Raw genomic sequence first — 26,031 nt, forward strand, 5'->3', positions numbered from 1 at the left:
CGCCGACCTGGACGCCGGGGGAGATGGCGCCGCAGCGCGCGAACCCACATTCATCGGCACCCGGCGCTATGTCCGCAGGCAGCGGTCCTGGTTCCGCCGCGACCATCGGGTGGTGTGGCTGGACGGCGCGGCGCCCGACCTGGTGGACGACGTGCTGCGGGTGTGGCGGCACGTATCCTGATCAGGTGATCTCCGGGGTTGCCTTCGTCAAAGGGCATGGCACGCAGAACGACTTCGTGGTGTTGCCCGACCTCGACGCCGCGCTGTCGCTGACGCCCTCCGCAGTGGCCGCGTTGTGCGACCGCCGTCGCGGGCTCGGCGCCGACGGCGTGCTGCGGGTGACCACCGCCGGCGCCGCACAGGCCGCCGGGGTGTTCGACCGGTTGCCCGACGGTGTCGCGGCCGGGGACTGGTACATGGACTACCGCAACGCCGACGGGTCCCTCGCGCAGATGTGCGGCAACGGCGTCCGCGTGTTCGCGCACTACCTGCGCGCCGCGGGGCTGGAATCGGCTGACGAGTTCGTGGTCGGCTCGCTGGCCGGGCCACGTCCGGTGGTGCTGCACAGCGCCGACGCCACGACGGCGGACGTCACCGTCGAAATGGGCAAGGCCAACCGGTTCGGCACCGGGACGGCGGTGGTCGGCGGCCGCAGCTTCAGCGGTGTCGCCGTGGACGTGGGCAATCCTCATCTCGCCTGCGTCGGGCTCGGTGAATCCGAGCTGGCTGCCCTCGATGTCGCGGCGCCGGTGTCCTTCGACACGCAGCTGTTTCCCGACGGGGTCAACGTGGAGATCCTGACCGCTCCGGTCGACGGGGCGGTGTCGATGCGGGTGCACGAGCGTGGGGTCGGTGAAACCCGCTCTTGCGGCACGGGCACCGTCGCGGCCACGCTGGCGGCGCTGGCCCATGACGGCGCCGATACCGGGACGCTGCGGGTGCGGATCCCCGGCGGGGAGGTCACCGTCACGATCACCGAGTCCACCAGCTACCTGCGGGGTCCGTCGGTGCTGGTGGCCCGAGGGGAGCTGGCCGAGCCGTGGTGGAACGCTGCTCACAGCTAAATGGGATGCGCGCGGCGCAATCCACGTGACAACCTGTATGTACATATGACTCATCCAGAACATCCCGTCACCCCCAGCACCGGTGAGCTGGCGCTGGAAGACCGCGCCTCACTGCGCCGCGTGGCCGGCCTGTCCACCGAACTCACCGACGTCACCGAGGTCGAATACCGGCAGCTGAGACTGGAACGGGTGGTTCTGGTCGGGGTCTGGACCGAAGGCAGCGCGGCCGATGCCGATGCCAGCTTGGCCGAGCTCGCGGCACTGGCCGAGACCGCAGGCTCGGAAGTGCTCGAAGGGCTCATCCAACGCCGCGACAAGCCGGACCCGTCCACCTACATCGGCTCGGGCAAGGCGGCCGAACTGCGGGAGATCGTGCTGGCCACCGGCGCCGACACCGTCATCTGTGACGGTGAACTCTCGCCCGCACAGCTCAACTCGCTGGAGAAAGTGGTCAAGGTCAAGGTCATCGACCGCACCGCGCTGATCCTGGACATCTTCGCCCAGCACGCAACCAGCCGGGAGGGCAAGGCGCAGGTGTCGCTGGCCCAGATGGAGTACATGCTGCCCCGGCTGCGCGGCTGGGGTGAATCGATGTCACGTCAGGCCGGTGGCCGTGCCGGTGGGGCCGGCGGCGGTGTGGGCACCCGCGGCCCCGGCGAGACCAAGATCGAAACCGACCGTCGCCGTATTCGTGAGCGGATGGCCAAGCTGCGCCGCGAGATCCGTGACATGAAGAAGATCCGCGACACCCAGCGCAGCCGGCGGCTGTCCTCGGATGCCGCGTCGATCGCCATCGTCGGCTATACCAATGCCGGCAAGTCGAGCCTGCTCAACGCGCTGACCGGGGCCGGGGTCCTGGTGGAGAACGCACTGTTCGCCACCCTCGAACCCACCACTCGCCGTGGGGAATTCGACGACGGGCGGCCGTTCGTCCTGACCGACACGGTCGGTTTCGTGCGGCACCTGCCCACCCAGCTGGTCGAGGCGTTCCGCTCCACCCTCGAAGAGGTGGTCGACGCCGACCTGCTGGTCCACGTGGTGGACGGCTCCGACAGCCAACCGCTGGCCCAGATCAATGCGGTCCGTCAGGTGGTCAACGAGGTGGTCGCCGAGTACGGCATCGCGCCGCCACCAGAGTTGTTGGTGGTCAACAAGATCGACGCGGCCACCGATGTCGGGTTGGCCGCACTGCGGCGTGCGCTGCCGGATGCGGTGTTCGTCTCCGCCCAGACCGGTGAGGGCCTGGACCGGTTGCGCGCCAAGATGAGCGAGATGATCGCCCCCACCGACGCCACGGTCGATGTGACGATCCCCTACGACCGGGGCGATCTGGTCGCGCGGATACACGCCGACGGCCGGGTGGACGCCACCGAGCACACCGCCGACGGCACCCGGATCAAGGCGCGAGTACCCCTGGCGCTGGCGGCCAGCCTGCGCGAGTTCACCACGTTCTCCAGCGCGTAGGGTCTCCTGCCGATCACGCGGCAGACTTGGACTCCTTTTTCTTCTGGTGTTTCGTGCTGGTGTCCTTCGCGGAGACCTTTGAAGTGTCCTTCGACGTGTCCTTCGCGGTGCCCGTTCCGGTGTCCTGCCCCAACGCCTTGCGGACGTTCGTGCCGATCGACCTGGCGAAGTCGCGGACCGGATGGGCCTTGAGGCCCGACGTCTTCGGTAGCGACGGGCGTTGCGGCTCGGCCGAACCGTCTTTCGGCTCGATGGTCGAGGTCAGCCGCGGGCGCTGGCGTTCCGGTGCCGGCGTGAGCGAGTCGTCCTGCACCGAGGCGATCATCACGTCCTGGCGCTGCTGCACTCGGGCCGTGTCGGCCGAATCGCCGGACTGGGTCGGGTCGGTCCATCCGGGCAGCGGGTCCAGGCCCGGGTTCAGCGCCGCCTTGACCCCTTCGGGGATGTCGTTGACGAGGTCACCGACCAGCTTGACAGGATTGACCTTGGGCAGCAGTTGAAACGGCGTCGGCTTGCTGTAATCGGTTCGGGTGTAACCCGTTTCGATCAGCGTCTGCGCCAGCGGTGAGACCAGGTCGACGAGCGGAATCACCACGGCTGACGTGCCGGTGGCCGCACCGAGGTCCAGCAACGGTTGCATGATCGGCAGTGTCTTGGCCGGCAGCGTGATGTAGTACGTGTCGCTGCCGTCGACTTTCTGGCAATGGGTCGCGGCGGTGCAGTTCGCCTTTGCGTTCGCGATCGCGGCCTGTACCTGTTCGGGGGTATAGCCGTAGGGGGTTGCCGTTTCCGGGTCGTCGCCGCGGGGATCCAGGTAGGTGCCGTGCACGTACTCGAAACCGGCCAGCGCGTTCGCCAAGGCCAGTGGATTGAGCACCCACGACGGCGCGTCGGCGACGCCGTCGTATTGAAGAGCGATGTCGTGGGTCTCGATACCCGTGTCGGTCGGCGTCGGTTGGCCGAACGTCGCATCGAGGATGGGGACGGTGCCCAGGATCGCCAACCGCTCGAAGAGGCCGCCATCGGGCCGGTTGGGGTTACCGATCAACACGAAGCTCAGATTCTGCTTCTGCTCGTCGGTCAGGTCGGCCAGGTTGGCTTTGACGATGCCGGCCACCGTGGCGCCTTGCGAGTAGCCGAAGACGGTCACCGGATGGGCTGCACTCGGGTTGTTGTCGCCGACGAGTTCGCTGGTCAGCCGGGTGACCCCACTGGCGACCGAGACGTTCCACTTGGCGCCCTCAAGCCCTCCCCAGCCTTCGAACGGAAACGGCCAGAACTGGGCGATGTAAGGGATCGGTACCGCAGCGGCACAGCCCTCGACGCCACAGCTCCCGCTCGGTTGGACGTAGTAGTCCACCGCGTTGGCCAGGTAATTGGTGGAGTCCTGCGGGTTCGGGGTTCCGGTCCCCGGCACGACCAGCGGTGTCGTCGCGACGACCAAGCCCAGTGCGGCTGTTCCCACCGGCGTCAGGCCGATGGCTACGGTTCCGGACAGGGCCACGGCGCCGACCAGCAGGGTCCTGGCAGCTGAACGGGGTGAGAATCGCATCGAGCCCGGGTCTCCTTCTGCTGACGACACCGTCAGCGCTGAAGGGATCTTTGCACCGGCACCCAAAAATTCACCGTGAAACAGCGAAAGTGGTTGCCGTGCAGCGAGTTATCGCACGATGATGACCGGCGGGTCATGAGCCCGGATCGGGGGCAGGGATTCGTCGAACTTCTCGATCTGCACCAGGACATGCGCGCCCGTGCAGCCGCGCGCCAGCGCAGACGTGCCGATGTCCTCGGTGAGCACGTTGGGGTTGCCGTGCACACACATCGCGTCGGGGTCGGCCGGATCGGCCGGGTCGAACCACGCCCCGGTGGACAGTTGCACGACAGCCGGGCGCAGCCGGTCGTCGATCACCACTCCGGCCAGGCACGCCCCGCGATCGTTGAACACCCGCACCACGTCGCCATCGGAGAGCCCGCGCGCCGATGCGTCGTCGGGGTGGATGCGGATCGGTTCGCGGCCTTGCACTTTCGACGACTGGCTGGTGGCACCGCCGTCGAGTTGGCCGTGTAAGCGGCTGGCGGGTTGATTGGCCAGCAGATGCAGGGGATAGTGAGCGGCCCGCGAGCCGCCCAACCATTCCGTCGGTCCGTACCACCGGGGGTGGCCGACGCAGTCGGGATAACCGAAACCGTCGATGTCGGCCGAGAAGATCTCGATGCGCCCGCTCGGCGTACCGAGCCGGTGCCCGATCGGGTCGGCGCGGAAATCGGCGAGCAAGGTCAATCCGGGTTCGGTGGGCAGCCGCACCTGTCCGGTGGTCCAGAACTCCTCGAAGGCAGGGACGTCGAAATCCAGACTGGCGGCCCATTTCTCATACATGTGCACCAGCCACTCGCGGGCGGTGCGGCCCTCGGTGAACCGCTCTCCGAAGCCGAGTCGCTCGGCCAGGGCCGAGAACGTGGTGTAGTCGTCGCGGGAATCGGCATACGGTTGGGCCAGCGCCCGCATGGCCACCAGCAGTGGGTCGTTGCGCGAACCCGAATAGTCCTCGCGCTCGTAGGCAGTGGTCGAGGGCACCACGATGTCGGCGTGTTTGGCCATCGCCGTCCAGTACGGGTCGTGCACCACGATGGTGTCCACCCGCGACAGGGCGCGGCGCAGCCTCGGGATGTTCTGGTGATGGTGGAACGGGTTGCCGCCGGCCCAGTACACGCACTTGATGTCCGGATACCGCAGCTGCAGGCCGTTGTAGTCGAACGGCTCACCCGGGTGCAGCAACATATCGCTGACCGCTGCGACCGGGATGAACGTCTGGACCGGGTTGGGCCCCTGCGGCAGGACCGGCAGGCGGCACCGCAGCGGCGCGAGCCCCGGCTCGTTCATCGATCCGTAGCCGTGCCCGAAACCGCCTCCGGGCAGGCCGATCTGGCCGAGCATCGCGGCCAGGGTCAGGCCCATCCAGGGCGCCTGCTCGCCGTGGCGCACCCGTTGCAGCGACCAGCTGACCGTGACCAGGGTGCGCGAGGCGGCCATCTGCCGGGCCAGCGACCTCAGCTGTTCGGCCGGCAGACCGCTGAGCGCCGATGCCCATTGCGGGGTCTTGGCGATGCCGTCGTCGCGGCCCAGCACATAGCGCTCGAACCGCGGATAGCCGGTGCAGTACGTGTCCAGGAAATCGAGGTCGGCCAAGCCCTCGGTGACCAACACGTAGGCCAGCGCGAGCATCACCGCCACATCGGTGCCCGGAATCGGCGCCAGCCATTGGCAATCGCCGTCGACATCGTCGCGCAGCGGGCTCAACGACACGATCTGTCCGCCGCGGGCACGAAACCGGTGCAGCGCATCGCGAGCCGGATGCGCCGTGGTGCCACCGTGGTTGATGCCGGTGTTCTTCGGGGCCAGGCCGCCGAAACACACCAGCAGATCCGTGTGTTCGGCGATGACCTCCCAGGCCGTGGAGCGTTTGAACAGGTCGTCATGGGTGCCGACCACCCGCGGCATGATCACCCCGGTGGCGCCCAAGCTGTAGGAATGGCGTGAGGACGTATAGCCGCCGAGCATCTTCAGAAAGCGATGCACCTGGCTCTGGGCGTGGTGGAACCGGCCGGCACTGGCCCAGCCGTACGAACCGCCGTAGATCGCCTCGTTGCCGTAGGTGTCCACGACGCGGCGCAGTTCGCCGGCCAGCAACTCGGTCAGCTCGTCCCAGGTCAGTGCGACGTATTCGTCGGCGCCCCGTTCGGTGCTGGGCCCCGGACCGTCGCGCAGCCACCCGCGTCGCACCGCCGGCCCGGCTATGCGCGAGCGGTGTCGGATCGAGCCCGACAGATTTCCCAGAAGGGGCGAGGGATCCGCGTCGCCGGGCATCGGCGTGACCCCGACGATGTCGCCGTCGGCGACGTCCGCGGTGAAGGCGCCCCAGTGCGCAAGGCTCGTGGGGGACTGGGGCATGGCCAGAGTTTACGGGCGGTCTCGCCCCTCCCCGGACAGCCCAACCATCCGGTTGGTATAGGTTGACCCCGACCACGTAACCGGTACCGGAGGTATCACCCCATGGGCAGTGTTGTGAAGTACGACCGTACGTTGTTCGAGCCCGAGCACGAGCTGTTCCGCGAGTCGTACCGGGCATTCCTGGAACGCCACGTCGCGCCGTTCCACGACCAGTGGGAAAAGGACAAGATCGTCGATCGTGGGGTCTGGCTGGAGGCCGGCAAGCAGGGCTTTCTCGGCATGGCGGTGCCCGAGGAGTACGGCGGTGGCGGCAACGCCGACTTCCGGTACAACACGATCGTCTGCGAGGAGACCGTGGCCGGGCGCTACAGCGGCATCGGCTTCAGTCTGCACAACGACGTCGTCGCGCCCTACCTGCTCCGGCTGGCCAACGAGGAGCAGAAGCAGCGCTGGCTGCCCAAGTTCTGCACGGGTGAATTGATCACGGCGATCGCAATGACCGAGCCCGGTACCGGCAGCGACCTGCAAGGCATCAAGACCCGCGCGGTCCGCGACGGCGACCACTACGTGCTCAACGGCTCGAAGACGTTCATCACCAACGGCATCCACTCCGACCTGGTGATCGTCGTGGCCCAAACCGACCCCGACAAAGGCGCGCTGGGTTTCTCGTTGCTCGTCGTCGAGCGCGGTATGGAGGGCTTCGAACGGGGCCGCCACCTGGACAAGATCGGCCTGGACGCCCAGGACACGGCCGAGTTGTCGTTCGTCGACGTCAAGGTGCCCGTGGAGAATCTGCTCGGTGAGGAGGGGCAGGGTTTCGTCTACCTGATGCAGAACCTGCCGCAGGAACGCATCTCGATCGCGATCATGGCTGCCGCGGCGATGGAGTCGGTGCTGGAGCAGACGGTGCAGTACACCAAGGAGCGCAAGGCGTTCGGCAAGCCCATCGGCAGCTTCCAGAACAGCCGGTTCCTGCTCGCCGAGTTGGCCACCGAGGCCACCGTGGTCCGGATGATGGTCGACGAATTCATCCGGCTGCATCTCGATGAGAAGCTCACCGTGGAGCAGGCCGCGATGGCCAAGTGGTACTCCACCGAGAAGCAGGTCGACCTCATCGACCGCTGCCTCCAGCTGCACGGTGGTTACGGCTACATGCGTGAATACCCGGTGGCCCGGGCTTACCTCGATGCGCGGGTGCAGACGATTTATGGCGGCACCACCGAGATCATGAAGGAGATCATCGGACGCAGCCTGGGGGTGTGAAAATCGACGGTCAGCCCCGCGCAAGGCCCCAAAACGCTCGATTTCGGGGTATTTGACCCAGATATTGCGGCTTTTTTGCCTGAGCTCGGCCACGTCCCTTGGTTATCGTCACGTGCTGAAGCAGAGTTGTCGGGCGGGACATTTCCAAGGAAACTTTGCCGAACGAGCGGGGAGGGCGCATGACTAGGCCGGGAGCGAGGCTGAACGCGGCCGTATGGCGGCTGGCGGTCAGCCTGCTCGCATTCATAGTCGCTGGTTTGATGGTGCCCGCGGTGGCGTCGGCCACCCCGGAGTCGGATGCCGACGCCGCGATCACCGCCGCCTGGGAGGCCACCGGTGGCGACGGCGGCCCGCTCGGGCCACGGCAGGGCGACGTGGTTGCGGCGGGTTCGGGCTTCGCGCAGAACTTCTCCGGGGGCAAGATGTTCTTCACCCCGGCGACCGGCGCCCACTTCATGCAGGGCGCGATCCTGGAGAAATACGAATCGCTGGGCGGCGCGGCCGACAGCGACCTGGGATTCCCCACCATCGACGAGGGCCCCGGGCGGGCTGCGGACAGCCGCAACTCGACATTCAGCGCACCTGACAACCCGGTGATCTTCTGGACTCCGGCCACCGGCGCCCACGTGGTGCGCGGTGCCATCAACGCCGCGTGGGACAAGCTCGGCGGCTCGGCCGGGGTCCTCGGCGTTCCTGCCGAGGACGAGTCTTTCGACGGCGATGTCAACGCGCAGAAGTTCACCGGCGGGGAGATCTCCTGGAACCGCAAGACCAAGGCCTTCACCACGGTGCCGCCCGAGCTGGCGGATCAACTCGGTGGTCTGGACGTGCCCGCGGATCCGGCCTCGGCGATCGCGATGGCGCGCCGGGCCGCCGGTGGTGCGATGGGACCGCTGGGCGCCAAGGACGGTGACCAATACCCGATCGGCGACGGTGGCGTCGGGCAGAACTTCGCCGGGGGCAAGATCTTCTACAGCCCCGCCACCGGGGCCAACGCCATCACCGGTCAGCTTCTGGAGAAGTACGAGAGCGTCGGCGGCCCGGAGGGCGATCTGGGCTTCCCGACCGCAAGCGAGGCCGAAGGCGGCCTGGGGCCGAACAGCCGGATCAGTACCTTCGCCGCAGCCGACAACCCGGTGATCTTCTGGACCCCCGACTACGGTGCGGTGATCGTCCGGGGCGCGATGAAGGCGGCGTGGGACAAGCTCGGCGGAGCCACGGGCGAGCTCGGTGCCCCGATGGCCGACCAAACCGAGGACGGCACCGTCGTCACCCAGCGATTCAGCGGCGGAGCCATCTCCTGGGATCGCGCCACCAACAAGTTCACCACCGAACCCTCGAATCTTGCCGCCGAATTGAGCGGGCTGCAGGTGCCCGGCCTCGAACAGCCGGCCGGGGCTCCGCCGGCGGCGGCCGCGGATTCGGACAAGCCGTTCAGCTGGCATTGGAGCTGGTGGTGGCTGATCGCCGTGGTTCCGGTTCTGCTGCTGGCCGCGCTGATTGTCGGGGCGGCGCTGTGGCATCGGCGACGGGCCGGTGGCGACGACGAATTCGACCACGATCCGTTCGAGGACGAGTACGACGGCCACGGCGAGGGGCCGTACGACGAGGACCGTTACGGCGCCCGGCGCTATGACTCGCGTGGATACGACGACGATGACTACCGCGACGATCGCAGCGACGCCTATGGGGGTGAGGCTGCGACGGCGAGATTCACCGGGCCGGTCGATGAATCGGCTAGTACCGCGGCGTCTCCCTACGATGGTCCGACCGATATCGCGATGCCGGTCAGCCAGATGCCGGTGAGCCAATGGGCTGCACCGGAGTCGTCGTCGGGATACGGCCCCCCGGATGACGAGGAGGAACCGCCGGAGGATTCCTCGCAACTGGCCGGCCCGGAGCCGGGCTTTGACGACTACCGCGACGTCGACGATTTCGACGACGACTTCGAGGACGGGGATTTCGACGACGACGATTTCGATGACGAGGACTTCCACGGCGAGGACCTCGACGACGAGAACGCGCCCATCGACGCCGAGTTCGAGGAGGTCGCCGAAGGTGACGCCGAGGACGATGTCGAGGCCGAACTCGACGACGAGGATCTGGTGGACACCGGTGCATTCGCCGGCCCGATCGACGGTCTGCGTGCACCGGTAGGTCTCGCGGTTCCCGCGGATCTCGGGCTGTCCGGCGATCAAGACAATGTGGATACCGCGCCGACCCGGGTGATCACCCATGCCGAGGCCTACAGTGGCGAGGCCCACAGTGGGCGTCATGCCGCCATCGAACTCGACGAGGTACCGGCCGTCACGGCGATCCACCTACCGTTGGACGACCCCAACCGGGCACCCGAGGGCTACCCGATCAAGGCGGATACCAAGTCTGGCCAGTACTGGTCACCCGACAGCAGTGAGTACGACGACGCGGTGGCCGAGATCTGGTTCGCCAGTGAGGAGTTCGCTCGCACGAACGGATTCGTGCGAGCGGACTGAGCTCAGATCTTGCGGATCACGGTGACGACCTTGCCGAGCACGGCCGCGTCGTTACCCGGGATCGGGTCGTACGCCGGATTGTGCGGCATGAGCCACACCTGACCACGAGTCCGCTTGAACGTCTTGACGGTGGCTTCACCGTCGATCATCGCGGCTACGATGTCACCGTTGTCGGCCACACTCTGCTGGCGCACGACCACCCAGTCGCCGTCGCAGATGGCCGCGTCCACCATCGAGTCGCCGACGACCTTCAGCAGGAACAGCGAGCCCTCGCCGACGAGTTCGCGGGGGAGCGGGAAGACGTCTTCGACCGCCTGCTCGGCCAGGATGGGGCCGCCCGCGGCGATGCGCCCGAGCACCGGGACAAAGGTCGGTTCGGGTAGCGCATCCGTGCCGGCCACATCCGTGGAGACGAGCGGGGTGGCCGCCGGATCGTCGGCGGCGCGGACGTCGACCGCACGCGGACGGTTCGGGTCGCGGCGCAGGTAGCCCTTGCGTTCCAGGGTGCGCAATTGATGGGCGACCGAGGATGTCGAGGTGAGCCCTACCGCATCTCCGATCTCGCGGATGCTGGGCGGATAGCCCCGACTGGTCACCGATGCGCGGATGACGTCGAGGATGGTCCGTTGCCGTTCGGTGAGGCCGCTGTCAGCGGCGCGGCGTGGACTCGCCCCCTCGGATCCCGCCGGGGTGTCGGTGCTGCCGTCCCTGCTCAGGTCGTCGCTCATGAGGGCGAATGTAGTCCTTGTTTGAACATTAATCAAACATGTGTTCGACGCGTGTCGTCTACGGAGCCTCGCCGCCGAAACTTGTCGGTGGTCCGTCCTATCGTTTCGCAACAGTTCGATCACACGTTCTATCCATCGAACATGTGAGCGACTATATTCGAACACAAGAGCGAACGTCCCACCGAAAGGCAGTCAGATGGCGATCATCGATATCCCCGCCGAAAGCCGTTCCCGCGCTGTCCGTGTGGCCCGGGGCGCGTCCCAGGCGCAACCGTCTCGGGGTCGCGCCCAGTTCGGTGCCGCGGAGCCTCGGCCGCTGCGCCGGGTCCAGCGGCAGGCACCGACCCGGCCGGCCGGCGGCGCGGTCCGTTACCGGGGAACCGGCGTTCTCATGTCGCGGGCCTCGCACCGCAGCCGTCCGATCACGCCGGTCACCACCGTGTTGTTGGCGCTGGTTGCCGCCGGTATCACGGTCTGGCTGGGGCTGGTGGCGCAATTCGGCGGTGTGATGGGCACCGAGGCGCCGGAGCCGGCCGAACTCGCGGTGGTCCAGGTCAAAACCGGCGAGACGCTGCAGCAGGTGGCCCGGCGCGTCGCCCCGGACGCTCCGGTCTCGCGCGTGGTCGAGCAGATCCGCGATCTGAACCAACTCGAATCGTCGGCGCTCGACGCCGGGCAGACCCTGCTCGCCCCGGTTGGTTGAGCAGTGCGATGTCCGCTGAAACATCCTGGCAGGCAGCCACACTGGCCTGCCCCGGCGTGATCTCCTACACACCACTGGACCCGGCGGTGAACCTGCCGAGGGCGGCGCGGGTACGCTCAAGGGCGCTCGAACTAATTGTCCGGCGGCATGACGAAGGAGCGGTAATGCATTGTCCGTTCTGTCGTCATCCTGACTCGCGCGTGGTCGATTCCCGCGAGACGGACGAGGGCCAGGCGATCCGGCGGCGGCGGTCCTGCCCGGAGTGCGGCCGTCGATTCACCACCGTCGAGACGGCGGTGCTGGCGGTGGTCAAGCGCAGTGGCGTGACCGAGCCGTTCAGCCGTGAGAAGGTCATCCGCGGTGTACGCCGGTCCTGCCAGGGCCGTCAGGTCGACGACGACGCACTCAACGTGTTGGCGCAGAAGGTCGAAGATGCTGTCCGCGGTCTCGGCACACCTGAGATTCCCAGCCATGAAGTCGGCTTGGCGATCCTGGGGCCGTTGCGTGAACTCGACGAGGTCGCCTATTTGCGGTTCGCGTCGGTGTACCGGTCGTTTTCCTCAGCCGAAGACTTCGAACGTGAGATCGAGGCCCTGCGGGCCCACCGCGCCGAGGCGTAACGCGGCCGGCATCAGCCCAGCCGCGTGGTGCCGTCGTTGACGACCCGGCCGGCCACGCGCACCCAGCCCTCCGGGTGCCACCGCGTCTCGATCACCGAACCCTTTCCCTGGACGATCGTCAGGTCACGGCTGAGGTAGTCGGTCATGCGGACCGCCGCCGAACCGGTGGCCTCGTCTTCGGCAATACCGAGGTGCGCGGCGAACATCCGTGACCGCAGTACTCCTCCGTCCCGATCCAGCCAGGTCCACAGATAGTTCTCGACGTCATCGGCGTAATCGCCGGGCTCGGCGGCGAACAACTCGTCGGTGGAGGTCAGGTCGTGGATGGCGAATTCCGGTGCCCACTCCGAACGCGCACTGACCGCGGCCAGCTCCCCGTCGTACGCGACCTGAACGATTCCGGCGGGCACCTGCAGGGTGTTGACGGGCCGCCCGAGTTCGCGCAGCCACCAGGAGGCGCCCACGGTCGGGTGACCGGCGAACGGCATCTCGGCGACCGGCGTGAAGATGTGGGCTTGGGCGGTGTTCACGCCAGGTTGGGGCAGTTCGACGAATATGGTTTCGCTGTAACCCAATTCGGCGGCGATACGCTGACGGTCGGTGGGCGCAACCGTGCTGTTGTCGATCACGCCGAGCGGATTGCCGTACTTGCCTTCGGAGTCGGTGAACACGCGCAACACGGTGACGTCGATGGCCATGGACCCGATGCTACGTGGCCGTGCCGATCCTCCGGAGGAACCAGGGCGGCGTCACCGGCGGGCCGTCAGGGCGCCAAGCAACCGTCTCACGTCGCACTGCGCTCGTCGGCGCCCATCGCGTCGAGTACCGCGACCTGAGTGTCGAACGGCCCGCTGATCGCCGATTCACTCAGCCCGCTGCGCAGCAGGTGGCGTAGCCGATCCTGGTCGTAGACCGAGGGTTCGGTGGAATCGATGAAGCGTTCGACCACTTCGACGAAGCGGTCGGGGTCGTCGTGGAACGGAAAATGTCCGGAGCCACTGAAGACCTCCAACTGAGAACCGGGCATTGCGGCGTGCGCCATCTCGGCATGGCTGACCGGGATGACCGAATCGCACTCACCCCAGATCAACTGGACCGGAACCGATTCGGTCAGGTAACAGCGGTCGAGCATCGTGACCACCTGGCCCCGCCAATCCACCACGGCGCGAAGCGTCCGCGCGAAGGCCGAGGAGGCCGTCGGCTCCGGCAGGTCGGCCAGGATGCGCAGCATGTCGGGGATGTCGCGGCCCAGACCGGTGGAGCCCAGCACCGATCCCGCGGCGCGGCCCACCAATTGCAGGGCCGGCAGCACCAGCGGCAGGCGCAGCAGGGCCAGGGCTTCACTGCCCATCGGCAGCGAGGCAACCCGCAAGGCCACATTCACGTCCTTGGTCACCCCGCCGGAACCCACCAGGATGAGCCGGTCCACCAACTGCGGGAACTGATAGGCGAACTGCATGGCGACACCACCGCCCAGTGAGTGGCCGACGACGGTCACCCGGTCGATGTCGAGCACGCTGAGCAGATCACGCATGCCGTTGGCATAGGCGGCCACCGAATAGTCCGCACGGGGTTTGTCCGAGGCGCCGTGGCCGAGCAGGTCTGGTGCGATCACGGTGAATCGCTGCGCCAACGTCGACTGCACCGAATGCCACGTGGTGGAGTTGTCACCGATGCCGTGGATCAACAGGATCGCCGGCCCGGAGCCGGCCACCCGGAACGCTCGCCGGTACCCGTGGATCGTGCGGTATTCGAGAGTCGGGGTGAGCTCGCGAACGGGACGCAGATTCGGTTTGCGCTCGGTCATACTGGTCAACCTTGCTCTCGGGCCGCGATCGGACTCCTAGGAGTGGGTGTCGCCGTTCGGGAATCCCTCGCCGAAGCCGTCTCGTCCGTCCTTGTATTTGTCCTCTTTGTCCTTGTCCCCGGCCTGCTGGGCAAGGAAGCGTTCGAACTCCGCTCCGAGCTCGTCGCCGCTGGGCAGTTCCTCGTCACGCGCCAGCAGAGACCGATTCTCCTGTGCGGCAACGAAGGCATCGTACTGGCGCTCCAACCCCGTCACCACTTGAGCGACTTCGTCGCTGGCCTCCACCTGCTCGTTGATCTTGCTGTACACCTCGGCGCCGGCCTCGGACAGTTTCTCCAGCGGCAGTTGTAGCGAACCGGTGCGCGCGACTTCGGCGAGCAGCGCCTCGGCAGCCGGCGGATAGGCGGTCTGCGCCAGGTAGTGCGGCACGTGCACGGTGTAGCCCACCACCTCGTGGCCGTGCTGAGCCATCCGATACTCGAGCAGATTGGAAACGCTTGCCGGGACCTGGATTTCACCGACCCACGGGGTGTGGTCGGTGATCAGCTCCTTGTTGTTGGCATGTGCGGTCAGCATGACCGGACGCGTGTGCGGCACCGCCATCGGAATCGTGCCCAGACCGATCACCTGCCGCACTCCCAGTTGCTCGGCGAGCAGCCGGACGGCGGTGATGAAGCGCTCCCAGCGCAGGTCCGGCTCCAGGCCGGCCAGCAACAGAAACGGCGTGCCCACCCCGTCGTGGAGCGCGTACAGATTGAGCTCGGGTTCGTCGTAGTTGGTGAAATGGTCGGTCTTGAAGGTCATCAGCGGCCGGCGCGACCGGTAGTCGAGCAACTCGTCGATGGCAAAAGACGCCACGAGTTCGGTGTCGAGGGTTTCCTTGAGGTGTTCGGCGGCGAGCCGGATCGCGTGCCCGGCGTCGGAGAATCCCTCCAGGGCGTGGATGAGTACCGGCCCGCGGCCGTCGGAAGACGACAGCTGCGGCGCCGGGAACTCAAGCTCGTACATGCCGCTCTGATCGGGCTGGTAGTGCTGTTCGGGGGTGTCGCTGCTGTCGGTCATCTCGCTTCGTCTCCTCGTTGCGGTAACACGCTGTGGCGGGCTACCACCGTGCCATCCAGTGTCTCGCATACCCACCTTGCGGGTTTGATCCGCCCCGCCTGTGCGTTCGAACGCGCCGGGCGGTGTGCGGCATTCCGACGGGCCTGCCCACAATCAGGCAAGATTGCGGTGATGCGCGTGACCTGGATGGCAAAGCTCACAGTCGGCGCGGCTGTGCTGGCCGCCGGGGTCTCGGCGTGCGCCGTGTCGGGCAGCAGAACGGTGGGGGCCGGGTCCACCGGCCCCATGGCTGCGCCGAGTCATCCACCGGCGGCGGCGGACCCGTTGTCACACGCCGGGGCCGAGACGGTGACGCCGGATCGACGGGTGGGCGCGCTGTTCCTCGGCGACACCACGATGCACACCTGCAGCGCCTCGGTGCTGGACAGCACCACCGGCGATCTCATCCTTACCGCGGCACACTGCCTCCTCGACGGCGCCGACACGACGTTCGTGCCCGGTTACGGCGAGGGCGGCGGGGACACGTGGCACGTCAGCACCGTCTATCTGGATCCACGTTGGACCGACGGACAGGACCCCCAGGCCGACTACGCCATCGTGCGGGTGACCGGCGGTTCCGGCTCCAGCCTGCTGGCCGACGCCGGCGGCGGACTGACGCTGGGTTCGGCGCCGGCGGCGGGCACCGCGGTCACGGTGACCGGTTACCCCATGGGTGAAGGCGGCAGTCCACTGGCCTGTCGCGGCGCGACTGAGTGGTCGCCGCAGGGGTTTCCGGCTTTGGCCTGCGCCGGCCTCACCGACGGATTCAGCGGTGCACCGTGGGTTTCCGGGTCGACGGTGACGGGATTGGTCGGCGGGCTCGACGGCGGCGGCTGCGACGACGACGTTTCTTATTCACCGCGATTCGACGGGCGGATCGCAGCTCTGCTGGCCCGGGCCGAGGCCGGCGGCGACGGCGATTCCGCGCCGGCCGCCTTCGATTCGGACTGCTAGACCGGAAGCGCGCGCGGCTTATCCCCAGCGCAGGATTCATCCCCAGCCACCGGCCGAGGCGCCCGCGGAGTCGCGGTGGTGACGGTGCCGGTTGACACGGTCGGTCCATGACAACACCATCGTCCGCCCCGCAATTCGACTACCACCTCAACCGGCCGGGTGCGCTGATCGCCGCTTTACCGGCAGTTCTCGGCTTCGTGCCACAGCAGAGCCTCGTCGTCGTCACCGTCAGCCGCGGTGAATTGGGTTGCGTCATGCGCGCCGACCTGAGCACTGACATGACCGACATGGCCGAAAGCATCGAGCATCTGGTCGAACTGGCGGACGCGGCAGGCGCGGACGCGGTGATCGCGGTCATCGTGGACGCGGGATGTGAGCACAGTGCGGACTGTCAGACCTGTGATGACCGCTACCGCGATCAGGCACTGATGTTGGACCGGGACCTCGCAGCGGTCGGCATCGAACTCTATGCCGCGCATGTCGTGGACCGAGTGGCCGCGGGTGGCCGCTGGCGCTGCGCCGACGGCTGTGGCGAGGCGGGATATGTCGATGATCCGGATGCCTCCCCGCTGGCGGCCGCCGCGGTGCTGGACGGTCGGCGGCTCTACGCCAGCCGCGACGAACTGCTGCAGGTGATCGAGCCCGATCCGGTCGCTGCGGCGTCGATGCGGCGTTCGTTGGCGTTCGCGACGCAACGGCCCGGGTGTCCGGAGGCCCGTCCCGATGCCGATGTGCGCGGCGACGTCGAGGCCGTGATGGCCGCGGCCCTGCAGGTGGCCGGCGGGCAGGTGCCCGCTCATGCCGAGGTGGCGCGATTGGCACTCGGGCTGGCCGATCCCAGGGTCCGCGACACGCTCTACGCGTTGGCGGTCGGAGAGTGCGCGGAGCAGGCCGAAGCCCTGTGGGGCATGCTGGCCCGCAATCTGCCGGAACCGTGGCGTGTGGAAGCGCTTGTTCTCCTGGCATTTTCGGCGTACGCGCGCGGCGACGGCCCACTGGCCGGGGTATCGCTGGATGCTGCCCTACAGGCCAGACCGACCCATCGGATGGCCGGAATGCTCGACACCGCACTGCAATCGGGAATGCGACCCGAACGCATCCGGGAGTTGGCGATCACCGGGTATCGGATGGCCGAGCAACTCGGCGTGCAGTTGCCACCACGCCGAACGTGGGGCCGGCGGGCCGGTTGAGGTTGAGGTGTCAGACCTTTTCGACGCGGACCGCGTGCGCCATGTGATGGGGCAGTTCCACCTGCTGGTGCCCGGGAATCACGATCATCACACCGCCGTGGTCGGTGGCCTCCACGGTGACCCGGGCATTGGGCACCACACCGGCATCCTTGAGCCGGCCGATGAGCTCGGTGTCGCCCTGCACGTGTTCGGTGAGCTGGCGCACCACCACGGCCACCGGCAAACCGACCGGAAGCTCGGTGAGCCGCACGAGGCTGACATCGTCGATACCGATCGTGCCGACACCCAGGTCGGCGAGGCCGGGGATGGGGTTGCCGAACGGTGAGGTGGTCGGGTTGTCGAGCACCTGGACCAGCCGGCGCTCGACATCCTCACTCATCACGTGTTCCCAGCGGCAGGCCTCAGCGTGCACGTCCTCCCACGGCAATCCGATCACGTCGACCAACAGTCGTTCGGCGAGCCGGTGCTTACGCATCACGGCCACAGCGAGGGCACGGCCCTTCTCGGTCAGCTCCAAGTGGCGGTCGCCCGCGACGTGCAGCAGGCCATCGCGTTCCATCCGCGACACCGTCTGACTGACCGTCGGTCCGCTTTGATCGAGGCGCTCGGCAATACGCGCACGCAGCGGCACCACGCCCTCTTCCTCGAGGTCGTAGATAGTCCGCAGGTACATCTCTGTGGTGTCGACCAGATCGTTCATGCGCGCCTTCCCAGCCCAAACGTCAACCGACAGTCTACCGTTCTCGGCGGTCGATCTGCGGTGCATCACCGGGGCGTCGGGCCATCCATCCCGGTCGGGGAAACACCAGGACACGCCCGCAAAAACGACATGCCCCGCCGGAAACCGGCGGGGCATGCCATGGGGGGACTAGCTGGCGTAGGAGCGGAGCCGATCCGCGCGCTCGCCGTTGCGCAGCTTGGCCATCACCTCGCGCTCGATCTGACGGACGCGTTCACGCGACAGGCCGAACAGCTTGCCGATCTGGTCGAGTGTGCGGGGCTGGCCGTCGTCGAGACCGAACCGCAACCGGATGACCTGCTGTTCACGCTCATCAAGGGTGGCCAGCACGTGGCGGATGTCGGTGTGCAGAAGCTCGGAGATGACGGCGTTCTCGGCCGACATCGCCTCGGAGTCCTCGATGAAGTCGCCGAGCGGGGCTTCCTCGTCGGTACCCACCGGCATGTCCAGGCTCACCGGGTCGCGGCTGTGCTCCAGCAGGTCGTTGATCTTCTCGACCGGGATGCCGGACTCCTCGGCCAGTTCCTCGTCGGTGGCCTCGCGACCGAGGTTCTGGTGCATCTCGCGCTTGATCCGGGCCAGTTTGTTGACCTGCTCGACGAGGTGGACGGGGAGCCGGATGGTGCGGCTCTGATCGGCCATCCCGCGGGTGATCGCCTGCCGGATCCACCAGGTGGCGTACGTGGAGAACTTGAAGCCCTTGGTGTAGTCGAACTTCTCCATCGCACGGATCAGACCCAGGTTCCCCTCCTGGATCAGGTCCAGCAGCGGCATGCCGCGGCCGGTGTAGCGCTTGGCCAGAGAGACCACCAGACGCAGGTTGGCCTCCAGCAGGTGTCGACGGGCAGCCTCACCATCGCGGACCACAGTGGCCAAGTCACGCTTGCGGTTCTCACCGAGGCGCTTTTTCGTGGCCAGCACGTGCTGGGCGTACAAGCCCGCTTCGATCCGCTTGGCCAGCTCAACTTCATCGGCGGCATTGAGCAACGCCGTTTTACCGATGCCGTTCAGATACACGCGCACGAGGTCGGCGGCAGGGCTCTGGGCGTCCAGATCACTGTCGACGCGGCTTGTGGTGGCATTTGCCATGACGGCCTCCTGATCGGCTCGAACTGTCATGACCTACAACGTCGTAGGCCCCTTGAGAGTTCCCGCCGATGGCCGGTTTCATGCCCGTTGAGCTGCAGTTTTTCCGGACCGACCTGAGAATGTCCTGAGAATAGCTAAAGAAGCCGCTCAGCTGGGATCATCGTCGTCGGATCGATCCCGGTCCGGTTGCGGCGCCACATATCCGTCGCTCTGGAGGGCCGGCCGCTGGGCAGTGGGAAACAGCGGAATCCGGTTCCCGTGGCCGGCGTAGCGGCGTGGCTCTTCGGCGCGGCGCGGCGGTCGATCGTTGGCGATCAGTACTGCCATCCACGGCAACGGAATCGAGACAAGGATGATCCCCAGAGAGATCAGTCCGTTCTGCCAGATGTTGTAGGCGACCGCGGCCAGGATGAGTGCCGGGATGCGGAAGGCCATCAATGTCAGGTACTTGCGCACGCGCTGACGGTGCTGCACTTCGTAGGCAGGTGCGGCCTGGGTGATGAGGATCGGGCGGGCTTCCTCGCCGAAATCGTCGCCGAAATCGTCGTCGAAACTCAGCTCGTGGCTTTGTTTCATACCTCTACTGTTCCACACCTCGCCCGAGTGGCGACAGGTGGATTTCGGTGCGCGTCCCAGCCAGGCAGAATAAGGACATGCAGACCCAAACCATCGAGCGCCCGGACACCGACGAACGCGTCGACGACGGGACCGACGACGACAGCCCGAAGTTCTTCCATTACGTCAAGAAGGACAAGATCGCCGAAAGTGCCGTCATGGGTACACACGTGGTCGCGCTGTGCGGCGAGGTCTTTCCGGTGACGAAGGCGGCCAAGCCCGGCTCGCCGGTGTGCCCGGATTGCAAGAAGATCTACGAATCCCTCAAGAAGTAGGCGGGTCAGTGCGCTCGGGCCCCGGTGTTCCGACCGGTGCCTGAGCGCCGCCGTTGAGCGCCCTGACCTCCAGCCACTCCCGCAAGCGCCTGGCATGCGTATCCGCGGCGGGCCATTCTTCCTGTATCGCGGCGTTGAGTTCGGCGCCCAGCATGATGGCGAACCCCAGGAAGAATGCGAACAACAGGAATGCGATCGGCGTGGCCAGCGCCCCGTACGTGTAGCCGGTACTCGTGATCCAGGTCAGGTAGATCCGCAGGCCGAATGTGGCCACAAGGAAGACCACGGTGGCCAGCACCGCGCCCAGGACCAGGCGGTGCGTCGGAAGCGGGTCGGGCAATGACACGCGGTACAGGACCGTCACGCCGACGAAGATCGCGAGGAACAACGCCGGGAAGTAGCCGTAGCGGAGCACGTTGTCGAGGGTGTCGGGGATGTGCTCGGAGATCGCCCGGGGCCCCAGCGCCACCACCGGTGCCGCCGCGATCGCGAACAGCAGCATGATCACGTACAGGCCGAGCGCGTAGAACCGCTGCCGCACCGGATGGCGCAGCGGCGTCTGACCGTGGGCCTCCACGATGGAATCCACGAATGCCGACACCGCCGACGACCCGGCCCACAGCGAGATCACGAAGCCGATCGACACCACCTCGCCGCGGGCACCCTTGACGATGTCGCGGATCGTCGGCTCGATGATCTCGTTGACGACGTTGGGGGAGAAGAAGCTGTTCGCCGCGTTGATCAGCTGATCCTGGATCGTCGGCAACGTATCCGGCCCGAACAGCGGCGCGATGTACGCCAGACTGCCCAGCATCCCCAGCAGGAGGGGAGGCAGGGACAACGCGCACCAGAACGCCGCCTGTGCCGACTCCGAAAAGATGGAATCGTCCCAGCTCTTCGACAACGTACGTCGAGTGAGATGCCAGATGTGGTGGCGTGATGGTGGTACTGGTAGCGGCTGGCCAGTCATGACCAGTCAAGCATTACTGACGAAACGTGCTCCTGCCCAGGCGGGTGGTGTCGGAGATGGCAGCTGATGGCCGTCAGGCGTCTGCGGCGCTGGTCTCCAGCACCGCGGCCAACTCGACCAGCTTGGCTTCGTGTTCGTTCGCGTGGTGCTGGCAGAAGAGCAACTCGGCTCCTGAGGGCAGCTTCGCGCGCACCCGTGCGGCAGCGCCGCAACGATCGCAGCGATCGGCTCTGGTTAGCTCCGGACTTGTCAGAGTTGCGTTCATGGCTCCTCCGTCTTCTGCTCTGCGCGTCCCGGCAAAGGCGCCGAGACTGCGTATGTCTACTCTGTCAGACGTTTTGGCTTCCGGTGTTGTTCCCCAGGGGTACACCGGTGTGTCGTGTCTCACTTGGCCGGCGCGTTGCTGACCGGGCAGGCTGAGGATATGCATCGATTGCCGCGTGTCCTGGTTCACTTGTGCGGCGCCGATGATTGGCGGCGGGCCCAGGGTGACAGTGAGTACCGGCCGGACTCCTTGACCACGCAGGGCTTCATTCACCTGTCGGCCCCCGAACAGGTGCATCTGCCCGCCAACCGGCTCTACTTCGGGCGCCGCGACCTGGTGCTGCTGCACATCGACCAGGCCAAGTTGGCGGATCCGGTGCGCTGGGAGCCCGGAGTGCCAACGGACCCCGAGGCCATGGTGTTCCCGCACCTGTACGGCCCGCTGCCGGTGGCCGCTGTGATGACCACCACGCGCTATGCGCCCGATGCCGACGGGCGATTCGCGCCGCTGACCGGCGACCCGCCGTCGCCGTAGCTCCCAAGGCGGCTGCCCCGTCGGGGCGGCCGATCTTCTCTGGCTGTCGGGGACTCAGTCCAGGTAGTCGCGCAGCACCTGGGAGCGGCTGGGGTGGCGCAGCTTGCTCATGGTCTTCGACTCGATCTGGCGGATGCGCTCACGCGTGACGCCGTAGACCTGACCGATCTCGTCGAGGGTGCGCGGCTGGCCGTCGGTCAGGCCGAACCGCAGCCGCACCACGCCGGCCTCGCGCTCCGACAGCGTCTCCAGCACGGACTGCAGCTGATCCTGCAGCAGGGTGAAGGACACCGCGTCGACGGCCACCACGGCCTCGGAGTCCTCGATGAAGTCACCGAGCTGGCTGTCACCCTCGTCGCCGATGGTTTGGTCCAGCGAGATGGGTTCACGCGCGTACTGCTGGATCTCCAGCACCTTCTCCGGCGTGATGTCCATTTCTTTGGCCAGCTCTTCGGGCGTGGGCTCGCGGCCCAGGTCCTGCAGCAGCTCACGCTGGATGCGGCCGAGCTTGTTGATCACCTCGACCATGTGCACCGGGATACGGATGGTGCGGGCCTGGTCGGCCATGGCACGGGTGATGGCCTGGCGGATCCACCACGTGGCGTAGGTGGAGAACTTGTAACCCTTGGTGTAGTCGAACTTCTCGACCGCGCGGATCAGACCGAGGTTGCCCTCCTGGATGAGATCCAGGAACGCCATGCCGCGGCCGGTGTAGCGCTTGGCCAGTGAGACCACGAGGCGCAGGTTGGCTTCCAGCAGGTGGTTCTTGGCGCGGTCGCCGTCGCGGCAGATCCACTGCATGTCGCGGCGCTGCTGCACGGGCAGCTTCTCGCCCTTTTCCACCAGCTCGGCGAGCTTCTGTGTGGCGAACAGGCCGGCCTCGATGCGCTTGGCGAGCTCGACCTCTTCTTCGGCGTTGAGCAGCGCCACCTTGCCGATCTGCTTCAGATAGGCGCGGACCGAGTCGGCCGATGCCGTGAGCTCGGCGTCCTTGCGGGCCTGCCGCAGGGCCTCGGATTCTTCTTCGTCCCAGACGAAGTCGCCGGAGGCCTTGTCCTTCTCCGATGGCTCGGGATGCTCGTCATCTCCCTCGGCGGGCTTGGCGGCCGGTGTGGCCGCCTTGGCATCCTTGCCGTCCTCGGCGTCGTCTTCGTCCTCGTCGTTGTCGGAATCCTCGACGTCGTCGTCGGTGTCGAGATCGTCGTCGAGCTCGAGGTCGGTGTCGTCGACGTCGAGATCCTCGCCGGGCTCGGCCTCCAGATCGTCGGTGGTCTCGAGATCGTCGTTGACGTCTTCCGGCTTGGCCGCGGCCTTGGCGGCCCGCTTGGCCGGAGCCTTCTTGGCTGCCGCGCGTGGCTTGGTGGCGGTGCCGCCCTCGGCCTTGGCTGCGGTGCTCTTGGCTGCCCGCTTGGCTGGGGCCTTCTTGGCGGGAGTCTTGGTAGCGGTGCGCTTCACCGGCTCGTCGGTCGCCGGGCTTGCCTTTGTCGCTGCCACGTACACCCTTTCGGTCTCGCGTATTTTTCAGTGGGCATGGGCATACTCCACCGAAAGCGTCTGCTGTCGAATGTCGGCGTTCTTATCGTCTGGGATATTCACCGCTATTCGGTAGGCGGCCGCCGAAGACCATTGTAACGACAGTGTGGGTGTACACCGCGCCGAGCGGCAAATTTCGACAGCTCATCGCGGCGAAGCGGCAAAGTTACCCCACGGTAGCTTGTGGCCCGAGAATTACTACGGGTTCCTGACTGGCCATGGCGGCACCCACGATGCCCGCAGTGTTGAGCAACGCCGCGGGCACGATCGGGGTACGGATCTTCAACAGCGGCAGCCATTTGTCGGCCTTGCGGCTGATGCCGCCACCGGCGATGAACAGGTCCGGCCAGATCGCATTCTCGATGGCCACCAGAACCTTGTTCACCTCTTCGGTCCAGCGCGCGTAACTCCAGTCCTTGCGTTCCTTGACCGAGGATGCGGCCCGGTGTTCGGCCTCCTTGCCGCCTACCTCCAGATGGCCAAACTCGGTGTTGGGCAACAACACACCGTTGTGGATCACCGCCGAGCCGATACCGGTGCCGAACGTCAGCAGGACCACGACACCGGAGTTGTCCTTGCCTGCCCCGTAGTGCTCCTCGGCGAGCCCGGCCGCATCGGCGTCGTTGAGCACGCGCACCGGTTGACCGCCGAGTGCTGCGCTGATCACCTCGGCGGCGTTGACGCCGATCCAGCCCTTGTCGACATTGGCGGCGGTGCGCACGATGCCGTCGGTGACGACGCCCGGGTAGGTGACACCCACCCGTCCGGTCCAGCCGAACTCGGCAACCACCGCAGCCACCGTTTTCGCCACCGCGTCAGGGGTCGCCGGCTGCGGCGTGTCGAGCTTGAACCGCTCGCCGATCAACTGGCCGGTGTCGAGGTCGACCATCCCGCCCTTGATTCCGCTGCCGCCGACGTCGACACCGAATCCGCGGCGGCCCGACTCGCCGGTGGGCCCTGAACCTGGTGCGGACGTGTCGGGTGCGGTCATGGGTGCTCCTTTGCGGACAGGCGGAGGGACAAACCAAGGCAGCGCCCCCACCCTAATCGCTGAACGGCGCGGCGGTTGCACCTTGCGATCGAACGCTCGGCGCCCCGTGCCGTCATCCACGCCGAGGCGACTTTTCGGCCGGAAGATGTTGCGATAGAGCGGTGACCGACAACAGATTCGATGCTCCGGCCCTGCGGGTGGTCGCCGAGCAATTGGCCACCGAAGCCGCCGAGTTCGTCCTGCGCCGCCGTGCCGAGGTGTTCGGTGCCGCGGCGCACTCCGACGAGGCGCGGGGACGTGACGACGTCCGGACTGTCAGATCTAAGAGCACGCCGACGGACCCCGTCACGATCGTCGATACCGAGACCGAACGGTGGTTGCGCGAGCGGCTGGCGGTGTTACGCCCAGGGGAGGCGATCCTGGGGGAGGAGGAAGGCGGCCGCCACGACGGGCGTCACGGGCTGAGTTGGGTGATCGACCCGATCGACGGCACGGTGAACTTCGTCTACGGAATCCCCGCCTATGCCGTGTCGGTGGCCGTGCAATACGACGGACGGTCGGTGGCCGGCGCCGTGGCCGATGTGGCCGCCGGTGAGGTGTATTCGGCAGCGCTCGGCCATGGGGCCGAGGTGGTTCGGTCCGGGGCTCGAATCCCGCTGAGGTGCAGCGGCGCCGAGGACCTGTCCATGGCGTTGTTGGGCACGGGATTCGCCTACGACACGGTCCGACGCGCCCGGCAGGCCGGCGTGTTGGCCCACATCCTGCCCGCGGTGCGCGACATCCGCCGCATCGGTTCGTGCGCGCTCGATCTGTGCATGGTGGCCGCGGGCCGGTTGGACGCCTACTACGAAGAGGGCGTTCAGGTCTGGGACTGGGCCGCGGCGGCGCTGATCGCCGCCGAGGCCGGAGCCACGGTGTGGGTGCCGAACTCCTCCGATATCGAGCGGGTGGCCGCGTCGGCGCCGGGTATCGCCGACGCCCTACACGACGCGCTAGCAGGCGCCGGTATGGATCTTTGACAGCAGTTCGGGGTCGGACGGCGCGGTGGCGTCCGGGCGCAGGCTGGCCAGCACCGCGTTGATGTTGTCACTGCTGGCCAGTTCGCTGAACTCGGTGCCCAAGGCGAGATCGACTGTGGCGTCCGGCCTTTCGTCCTGGAACAACTCGGTGCAAGGGGCCACCAGCCACAGCGCCGCGGCGGCGCCGCGGCCGGATGGACCGAACCGGATCTGGCCCTGGCATTCCAGCCGGGTGGCCGAGTAGATCGGATCGTTGGCCGCCTCCGGTTGGGCGAAGCCCAAATCGCGCAGCGCCCCGGCCACCTCGCTGGCCTGACCGCCCTGCCCGCTGGCATTGAGCACCCTGATCTTGGTTTCGGCCAGCGGCGCGGGGGTGACCTCCGTCATCGCCGAGCGGGCCACCTGTTCGCCCAGTTTCGGAGTTGCCGGGTCGGCCGCAGGCGGTGGGTCGTTGCAGACCGCGGCCTCGTGGACATCGGTGGGTTGGTTGAGCGCGATGATCCAGACGATCAGCGTCACCAGCGCAAGTGCGACGAACAGCACGATGCCGGGAACGAAACTGCGCCGACGGAACGGGCGACCATGCCGGTCGAAGGCGGTGCCATCGGTGATTTGCGCGACCACACCTGCACTCTAAGGGCAACCGCGGCCGCAGATGCAGCAGAG

General features: G+C 67.0%; 25 protein-coding genes and 1 pseudogene. 12 read left to right on the plus strand and 14 right to left on the minus strand.

What is annotated here, in order from left to right; genetic code table 11:
* The 3 genes and pseudogenes from A5699_RS04310 to hflX all read left to right on the plus strand — a co-directional run.
* Positions 1–181: pseudogene (locus A5699_RS04310) on the plus strand (tRNA (adenosine(37)-N6)-dimethylallyltransferase MiaA); the annotation flags it as partial.
* Positions 182–188: 7 nt separating this feature from the next.
* Complete coding sequence (gene dapF / locus A5699_RS04315; RefSeq protein ID WP_067765959.1) at positions 189–1,064, plus strand: diaminopimelate epimerase; 876 nt, start codon at positions 189–191, stop codon at positions 1,062–1,064.
* 45 nt (positions 1,065–1,109) lie between these two features.
* A complete protein-coding gene (gene hflX / locus A5699_RS04320; RefSeq protein WP_067765962.1) occupies positions 1,110–2,528 on the plus strand; it encodes a GTPase HflX in 1,419 nt (472 codons plus the stop codon).
* 13 nt (positions 2,529–2,541) lie between these two features.
* On the opposite strand, the gene A5699_RS04325 is transcribed toward hflX, so the two are convergent.
* Positions 2,542–4,080 (minus strand): PE-PPE domain-containing protein, encoded by a 1,539-nt coding sequence (locus tag A5699_RS04325; protein WP_067765908.1) that lies wholly within the window; start codon positions 4,078–4,080, stop codon positions 2,542–2,544.
* A 108-nt stretch (positions 4,081–4,188) separates the two neighbouring features.
* A complete protein-coding gene (locus A5699_RS04330) occupies positions 4,189–6,477 on the minus strand; it encodes a molybdopterin guanine dinucleotide-containing S/N-oxide reductase (protein WP_067765912.1) in 2,289 nt (762 codons plus the stop codon).
* Positions 6,478–6,579: 102 nt separating this feature from the next.
* Between A5699_RS04330 and A5699_RS04335 the strand changes: the two genes are divergently transcribed.
* Both A5699_RS04335 and A5699_RS04340 read left to right on the plus strand, forming a co-directional pair.
* Complete coding sequence (locus tag A5699_RS04335) at positions 6,580–7,740, plus strand: acyl-CoA dehydrogenase family protein (RefSeq protein ID WP_067765915.1); 1,161 nt, start codon at positions 6,580–6,582, stop codon at positions 7,738–7,740.
* A gap of 179 nt (positions 7,741–7,919) precedes the next feature.
* Positions 7,920–10,232: an LGFP repeat-containing protein gene (locus tag A5699_RS04340; RefSeq protein WP_067765918.1), complete on the plus strand. Its 2,313-nt coding sequence runs from the start codon at positions 7,920–7,922 to the stop codon at positions 10,230–10,232.
* 2 nt (positions 10,233–10,234) lie between these two features.
* Here A5699_RS04340 and lexA read toward each other — a convergent pair whose 3' ends face one another.
* Positions 10,235–10,960 carry a transcriptional repressor LexA gene (gene lexA, locus A5699_RS04345; protein WP_067765921.1) on the minus strand — a complete coding sequence of 242 codons (726 nt, stop codon included), beginning with the start codon at positions 10,958–10,960 and terminating at the stop codon, positions 10,235–10,237.
* A 196-nt stretch (positions 10,961–11,156) separates the two neighbouring features.
* Between lexA and A5699_RS04350 the strand changes: the two genes are divergently transcribed.
* Complete coding sequence (locus A5699_RS04350) at positions 11,157–11,663, plus strand: LysM peptidoglycan-binding domain-containing protein (RefSeq protein ID WP_082957571.1); 507 nt, start codon at positions 11,157–11,159, stop codon at positions 11,661–11,663.
* A 164-nt stretch (positions 11,664–11,827) separates the two neighbouring features.
* The gene (nrdR, locus tag A5699_RS04355; RefSeq protein ID WP_019348288.1) at positions 11,828–12,283 is read left to right on the plus strand and encodes a transcriptional regulator NrdR; all 456 of its coding nucleotides are present in this window, start codon (positions 11,828–11,830) and stop codon (positions 12,281–12,283) included.
* Positions 12,284–12,294: 11 nt separating this feature from the next.
* On the opposite strand, the gene A5699_RS04360 is transcribed toward nrdR, so the two are convergent.
* From A5699_RS04360 to A5699_RS04370, 3 genes are all read right to left on the minus strand, one after another.
* Positions 12,295–12,981, minus strand: a complete 687-nt coding sequence (locus tag A5699_RS04360) for a PhzF family phenazine biosynthesis protein (RefSeq protein WP_067765924.1) — start codon at positions 12,979–12,981, stop codon at positions 12,295–12,297.
* An 86-nt stretch (positions 12,982–13,067) separates the two neighbouring features.
* Entirely contained in the window at positions 13,068–14,090 is a 1,023-nt protein-coding gene (locus A5699_RS04365) for an alpha/beta fold hydrolase (RefSeq protein WP_067765927.1), read from the minus strand.
* A gap of 36 nt (positions 14,091–14,126) precedes the next feature.
* A complete protein-coding gene (locus A5699_RS04370; protein ID WP_067765930.1) occupies positions 14,127–15,152 on the minus strand; it encodes a proteasome assembly chaperone family protein in 1,026 nt (341 codons plus the stop codon).
* A 186-nt stretch (positions 15,153–15,338) separates the two neighbouring features.
* Here A5699_RS04370 and A5699_RS04375 point away from each other — a divergent pair, with 186 nt between their 5' ends.
* Complete coding sequence (locus A5699_RS04375) at positions 15,339–16,145, plus strand: serine protease (RefSeq protein WP_369806658.1); 807 nt, start codon at positions 15,339–15,341, stop codon at positions 16,143–16,145.
* A gap of 107 nt (positions 16,146–16,252) precedes the next feature.
* The gene (locus A5699_RS04380) at positions 16,253–17,335 is read left to right on the plus strand and encodes a DUF4192 domain-containing protein (protein ID WP_067765936.1); all 1,083 of its coding nucleotides are present in this window, start codon (positions 16,253–16,255) and stop codon (positions 17,333–17,335) included.
* Positions 17,336–17,345: 10 nt separating this feature from the next.
* Here the strand turns inward: A5699_RS04380 and A5699_RS04385 are convergent, their stop codons facing one another.
* The 3 genes from A5699_RS04385 to A5699_RS04395 all read right to left on the minus strand — a co-directional run bounded on the left by A5699_RS04385 (position 17,346) and on the right by A5699_RS04395 (position 19,739).
* The gene (locus tag A5699_RS04385; protein WP_067765939.1) at positions 17,346–18,035 is read right to left on the minus strand and encodes a metal-dependent transcriptional regulator; all 690 of its coding nucleotides are present in this window, start codon (positions 18,033–18,035) and stop codon (positions 17,346–17,348) included.
* Positions 18,036–18,203: 168 nt separating this feature from the next.
* On the minus strand, positions 18,204–19,193 hold the full coding sequence (locus A5699_RS04390) for a sigma-70 family RNA polymerase sigma factor (protein WP_255378754.1): 990 nt from the start codon (positions 19,191–19,193) through the stop codon (positions 18,204–18,206).
* A gap of 117 nt (positions 19,194–19,310) precedes the next feature.
* Entirely contained in the window at positions 19,311–19,739 is a 429-nt protein-coding gene (locus A5699_RS04395) for a DUF3099 domain-containing protein (protein WP_067765942.1), read from the minus strand.
* 77 nt (positions 19,740–19,816) lie between these two features.
* Here A5699_RS04395 and A5699_RS04400 point away from each other — a divergent pair, with 77 nt between their 5' ends.
* Positions 19,817–20,053, plus strand: coding sequence for a DUF3039 domain-containing protein (locus A5699_RS04400; RefSeq protein WP_067765945.1), 237 nt, complete (start codon positions 19,817–19,819; stop codon positions 20,051–20,053).
* Here the strand turns inward: A5699_RS04400 and A5699_RS04405 are convergent.
* On the minus strand, positions 20,043–21,023 hold the full coding sequence (locus A5699_RS04405) for a YihY/virulence factor BrkB family protein (protein WP_067765947.1): 981 nt from the start codon (positions 21,021–21,023) through the stop codon (positions 20,043–20,045). The genes A5699_RS04400 and A5699_RS04405 overlap by 11 nt on opposite strands.
* Before the next feature lie 73 nt (positions 21,024–21,096).
* Positions 21,097–21,288, minus strand: coding sequence for a hypothetical protein (locus A5699_RS04410; RefSeq protein ID WP_055113266.1), 192 nt, complete (start codon positions 21,286–21,288; stop codon positions 21,097–21,099).
* Positions 21,289–21,447: 159 nt separating this feature from the next.
* On the opposite strand from A5699_RS04410, the gene A5699_RS04415 reads away from it, so the two are divergent.
* Positions 21,448–21,822, plus strand: coding sequence for a DUF952 domain-containing protein (locus tag A5699_RS04415; protein WP_067765970.1), 375 nt, complete (start codon positions 21,448–21,450; stop codon positions 21,820–21,822).
* Positions 21,823–21,876: 54 nt separating this feature from the next.
* On the opposite strand, the gene A5699_RS04420 is transcribed toward A5699_RS04415, so the two are convergent.
* Positions 21,877–23,316 carry an RNA polymerase sigma factor gene (locus A5699_RS04420; RefSeq protein WP_067765973.1) on the minus strand — a complete coding sequence of 480 codons (1,440 nt, stop codon included), beginning with the start codon at positions 23,314–23,316 and terminating at the stop codon, positions 21,877–21,879.
* A 205-nt stretch (positions 23,317–23,521) separates the two neighbouring features.
* A complete protein-coding gene (ppgK, locus tag A5699_RS04425; RefSeq protein WP_067765950.1) occupies positions 23,522–24,346 on the minus strand; it encodes a polyphosphate--glucose phosphotransferase in 825 nt (274 codons plus the stop codon).
* Between the two features lie 161 nt (positions 24,347–24,507).
* Here ppgK and A5699_RS04430 point away from each other — a divergent pair, with 161 nt between their 5' ends.
* Complete coding sequence (locus tag A5699_RS04430) at positions 24,508–25,365, plus strand: inositol monophosphatase family protein (protein ID WP_067765953.1); 858 nt, start codon at positions 24,508–24,510, stop codon at positions 25,363–25,365.
* Here A5699_RS04430 and cei read toward each other — a convergent pair.
* Positions 25,339–25,989: an envelope integrity protein Cei gene (cei, locus tag A5699_RS04435; RefSeq protein WP_067765956.1), complete on the minus strand. Its 651-nt coding sequence runs from the start codon at positions 25,987–25,989 to the stop codon at positions 25,339–25,341. The two genes, A5699_RS04430 and cei, sit on opposite strands and share 27 nt — an antisense overlap.
* Positions 25,990–26,031: the final 42 nt, after the last annotated feature.

It is taken from the genome of Mycobacterium sp. E802 (genome assembly GCF_001666875.1).
Lineage (GTDB): Bacteria > Actinomycetota > Actinomycetes > Mycobacteriales > Mycobacteriaceae > Mycobacterium.